This is a genomic window from Phenylobacterium sp. (genome assembly GCF_030645195.1).
Taxonomy (GTDB): domain Bacteria; phylum Pseudomonadota; class Alphaproteobacteria; order Caulobacterales; family Caulobacteraceae; genus Phenylobacterium.
Window position 1 is genome coordinate 1 of record NZ_JAUSLW010000185.1, and the last position, 4,235, is coordinate 4,235.

Consider the following 4,235-nt stretch of genomic DNA (forward strand, 5'->3'; position numbering starts at 1 on the left):
TCCTGCACCGCGTCCTCGGCCTCCGCCACCGAACCCAGCATGCGGTAGGCCAGGCGGATCAGCCGGGGGCGCTGGGTTTCGAAGGCGTCAACGTCGGTCATCAGGCGGCCAGCCTCTGGAAGGGCGCAGCCTCGCCGGCCACCGTGACGCGAGAGCAGGCGCGGCCGTGGCCGAGGGCGTACTTCAGGGTGGGATACATCCGCGCGGTGGTCAGCGCGAGGCCGATGGCCACCAGGCCCTTCTCGCCCCAGCGGCGGAGGATCTCGTCGCGCAGGGGGTCGGCCGCCTCCATGTCGCGGGCCAGGCTGGCCTGGGCGAACCGCCAGGCCAGGGCCGCGGTCTCTCCCATGCCCGCTTCGTCGCCGGCCAGGATGGCGCGCAGGATGGCGGGCTTCACCCCGCCGGCGGCGGCCATGTCCACGGAGATCTGGGTGCAGGGGCCGCAATCCTCCGCCAGCGTCCCGGCGATGCCGGCGGCGGCCAGGGCCGCGGCCGGGGCGGCCTTGCGGTCCACCATCTGGCTGACGAAGCCGAACTTCAGGAAGCTCATCGGCGAGGCCGCCAGCAGGTCGCGCATATAGCCGGCGTCATAGCCCCAGGTGCGCTCCATCTTGTCGATCTGGCCTTTCAGCAGGGCTCTCAGCATCTCAAAACTCCTTCGGCTTGCGGACAAGGGCGATCCCGGCGGCCAGCAAGGTCGGCAGGTAGACGCCTGGGAGATCGCGGATCAGGTCGGGGATGGGGCTGGCTGAGCAGCTGGCGTCGAACAGGTGGATGCCGCTGTGCAGGGCGAGGAACAGCGCGCCGGCCACCAGGGCCGGCCAGCCCTGGACGGGCCGCCAGGCGAACCAGGCCAGGCCCAGCGCCGTCACCAGATAGGCCGCGCCGATGTCCCGGACGAAGTGCGGATTGAAGGCGCCGGTGCCCGGCACGCCGGGCACGGCGTCATACCACCAGAGCGGCGCTCCCAACTGGGCGAGCGCATTGGCGCCCAGGACCACGGCCAGAACCCCAGCGATGAGGCGTGTCATCGAAACCCTCCCGATCAACACCCCTAGGACGGGGCGGACCGGGCGGCTGTGACATCAGGTCAGGAGATATCCGCGATCCAGGCCGGCAGGTCCTCGATGGAGACCAGCTCCACAAAGCGCGGATGGTCCACCGGCGCGTCGGCCACCTCGTGGGCCCAGGTCAGGGGATAGGGCACGTGGGCGCCATAGGCCCCGGCGGCGATGGCCGGCAGGATGTCGGACCGCATGGAGTTGCCGCACATCACCGCCTCCGCCGCCCCTGACCCGTGGCGGGCGAAGACGCGCTCATAGGTGCTGGCGTCCTTCTCGCTGACGATCTCCACGGCGGCGAACAGGTCCCCCAGGCCCGAGGCCGCCAGCTTCTGCTCCTGGTGCAGCAGGTCCCCCTTGGTGATCAGCACCAGGCGGTAGCGTACGGACAGAGCCGCCAGGCAACGCTCCACCCCCGGCAGGGGCTCCACCGGCTCGGTCAGCATCTCGCGGCCGGCGGCCAGGATCTCGCGGATCACCGCCGGCGGCGCCTCGCCGTCGGAGAGCTCCATGGCGGTCTCGATCATGGAGAGGGTGAAGCCCTTCACCCCGTAGCCGTAGAGCCGCAGGTTGCGCTTCTCCACCTCGGCCAGCCGGGCCTCCACCTCGGCCGGGTCGGCGACCCCCGCCAGCAGGGCGCTGAACCGGTCATGGGTCAGGCGGAACAGGGTTTCATTGTGCCAAAGCGTGTCGTCGGCATCGAGGCCGACGGTGGTGATGGTCGCGGACATGGCTCCTGAATACGCCGCGCCGGGCCGGGAATGGAAGCCGGTCACGCCTGCGGCGCCGCAGGCGAAGCTCTGCCCAATCGGCAGGCGCCGGGACGATCTTGCTATCAGGGATGGCGCGGGTCGCACTTTCGCAACCAATTCCGGCTGTCCTGCACACTGTAGCTTGATTGATTCCTCCCCCGGGGACGTGTGCATGGTGTTTGCTGGGTTTTCCGGCTGGTTCGGGCGTCTGCTTCGCAGGCTCGGCCGACGTCTTGGCGACCATGCGGTGGCGGCCGCGGAGGCCGACGCCGCCATCGCCCAGGACCGCCTGCGGGAGGCCATCGACCTGCTGCCCGAGGGCGTCGTCTTCCTGGACGCCGAGGGCCGCTACATCCTCTGGAACAAGCGCTACGCCGAGATCTACCACCGCTCCGCCGATCTCTTCCGTCCAGGCGAGCGGTTCTTCGACACCCTGAAGATGGGGGTGGCGCGCGGCGACTATCCCGACGCCGTCGGCCGCGAGGAGGCTTGGCTGGCCGAGCGCCTGAAGAAGCTGATGAACCCGTCGGGCGAACGCCACGAGCAAAGGCTGGCCGACGGCCGCTGGCTGATGATCGAGGAGAAGCGCACCTCCGACGGCGGGGTCATCGGCCTGCGGGTCGACATCACCCAGATGAAGCGCCAGGCCGAGGCCCTGGAGGAGGCCCTGCACCGGGCCGAGGCCGCCAGCCGCGCCAAGACCGCGTTCGTCGCCGACATGAGCCATGAACTGCGCACGCCGCTGAACGGGGTCATGGGCCTGGGTCAGGCGCTAGCCGCCACCCCGCTCACCGAGCAGCAGAGCGCCCTGCTCTCCGACATGCTGGCCTGCGCCCAGGACCTGGACGGCCTGGTGAGCGGTCTGCTGGACTATGGCGACGCCGCCCGCGCCGCCGACGCCGCCCCGCCGGCCCAGGTCCATGGCCATGAGGCGTCCGACGCCCCGCCCCTGCGGGTCCTGGCCGCCGACGACAATCCCACCAACCGCAAGGTTGTGGAGCTGATGCTGGGGGCGGCCGGCGCCGAGGTGGTGAGCGTCGAGAACGGTCAGCAGGCCGTGGACGCCTGGCGAACCGGCGTCTTCGACGTGGTGCTGATGGACCTGCGCATGCCGGTGATGGACGGGCTGGACGCCATCCGGGCCATCCGCAAGGCCGAGGGGGCGGGCCTGCCCCGGGCGCCGATCATCGTCATCAGCGCCAACACCTCCACCGACGACGTCGAGGCCTCGGCCGCCGCCGGCGCCGACCGCCACATCGGCAAGCCCCTGCGAGCCGAAGCCCTGTTCGAGGCGATCTCCGGGCTGCTGGACTAGCTTCTGGGTTTGAAGACCCGCTCGGTGGAGGCCGGATACTTCAGCAGCAGGGCGGCGGGCCGGATCGGCCGGACGACGAGATTGCCGCCGCAGTTCGGGCAGACCCCGCCGAGCGGACCGTCCACGCAGTCGGCGCAGAAGGTGCACTCGAAGGTGCAGATGCGCGCCGCCCCGCTCTCCGGCGGCAGGTCGCGGTCGCAGGCCTCACAGTTGGGGCGAAGGGCGAGCATCGGAATCTCCAGGGCGTCTGCCGATCATCATGGCCTCGAAGGGCCTTGGCTGAAATGACGCACTTCCCTCGATTTCCGCCCTACTCCCCGAACCCCTCCCCCGGCTCCACAGGTTCCAGCCGCAGCAGGCGGGAGTCGGCGACGGCGGCGGTGCGGTGCTGGACGAACCCCCGGTAGTCGGGGTCGCGGACCATGGCCATGAAGGCCTCGGAGCTTGGGTATTCGGCGATGAAGGCCAGGTCCCAGGCCTCGTCCTGGGGGCCGGTGACCATGACCTGCGGCTTGCCCGCCCAGACCTGCCGCCCGCCCAGGCGCTTGAAGATCGGCGCGGTGGTGGCGCCATAGGCGCGATAGGCCTCCAGGCCGGAGATGTCCTTGCCGTGGTCGGGGTGCCCCTCGGGGTAATCGGCCTTGGCCCTCACCCGCACCAGGTTCAGCATCTGGATCGGCTGGTCGCGCGGCAGGGACTTGAACAGCTCCCAGGCCTGTCGATCCGGGTCGATATATCCGCTCATCTCAAGCCCCGTGCTGGAGGATCACATTGACCCAGGGTCCGGGACTCACTACCTACGCGCCCGTTTACCCGGCTCGATGCTATAGCCGGACGGGCGCGTACGCCCACCCCTTTGCGACAAGATGGAGCCCCGGATCATGAGCGAGCTGCTGCCTGGCGTCACCGGGGTCCTCGTCCTCGCCGATGGGACCGTGCTTCAAGGCTTCGGGGTCGGCGCGGTCGGCGAGGCGGTGGGCGAAGTCTGCTTCAACACCGCCATGACCGGCTACCAGGAGATTCTCACCGACCCCTCCTACATGGCCCAGATCGTCGCCTTCACCTTCCCGCACATGGGCAATGTCGGGACCAATGTCGAAGACCTGG

Annotated in this window: 7 protein-coding genes; 2 read left to right on the plus strand and 5 right to left on the minus strand. The window is 69.9% G+C overall.

All coding sequences use genetic code 11. The annotated features are described in order from the left end of the window. Positions 1-100: 100 nt before the first annotated feature. From Q7T09_RS15540 to Q7T09_RS15550, 3 genes are read right to left on the minus strand one after another with little or no spacing between them, the layout of a single operon-like run. Positions 101-646, minus strand: a complete 546-nt coding sequence (locus Q7T09_RS15540) for a hypothetical protein (protein WP_304700896.1) — start codon at positions 644-646, stop codon at positions 101-103. A gap of 1 nt (position 647) precedes the next feature. Further along, entirely contained in the window at positions 648-1,031 is a 384-nt protein-coding gene (locus tag Q7T09_RS15545; RefSeq protein WP_304700897.1) for a hypothetical protein, read from the minus strand. A 59-nt stretch (positions 1,032-1,090) separates the two neighbouring features. Then, entirely contained in the window at positions 1,091-1,792 is a 702-nt protein-coding gene (locus Q7T09_RS15550; protein WP_304700898.1) for an HAD family hydrolase, read from the minus strand. Positions 1,793-1,985: 193 nt separating this feature from the next. On the opposite strand from Q7T09_RS15550, the gene Q7T09_RS15555 reads away from it, so the two are divergent. After that, positions 1,986-3,128: a response regulator gene (locus Q7T09_RS15555; RefSeq protein ID WP_304700899.1), complete on the plus strand. Its 1,143-nt coding sequence runs from the start codon at positions 1,986-1,988 to the stop codon at positions 3,126-3,128. Here Q7T09_RS15555 and Q7T09_RS15560 read toward each other — a convergent pair. Both Q7T09_RS15560 and Q7T09_RS15565 read right to left on the minus strand, forming a co-directional pair. Beyond that, a complete protein-coding gene (locus Q7T09_RS15560) occupies positions 3,125-3,358 on the minus strand; it encodes a DUF1272 domain-containing protein (protein ID WP_304700900.1) in 234 nt (77 codons plus the stop codon). The genes Q7T09_RS15555 and Q7T09_RS15560 overlap by 4 nt on opposite strands. An 80-nt stretch (positions 3,359-3,438) precedes the next feature. Further along, the gene (locus tag Q7T09_RS15565; RefSeq protein WP_304700901.1) at positions 3,439-3,873 is read right to left on the minus strand and encodes a DUF1330 domain-containing protein; all 435 of its coding nucleotides are present in this window, start codon (positions 3,871-3,873) and stop codon (positions 3,439-3,441) included. A gap of 133 nt (positions 3,874-4,006) precedes the next feature. Here Q7T09_RS15565 and Q7T09_RS15570 point away from each other — a divergent pair. Further along, positions 4,007-4,235, plus strand: a 229-nt coding sequence (locus tag Q7T09_RS15570; protein WP_304700903.1) for a carbamoyl-phosphate synthase domain-containing protein, incomplete at its 3' end; no start/stop codon positions are given.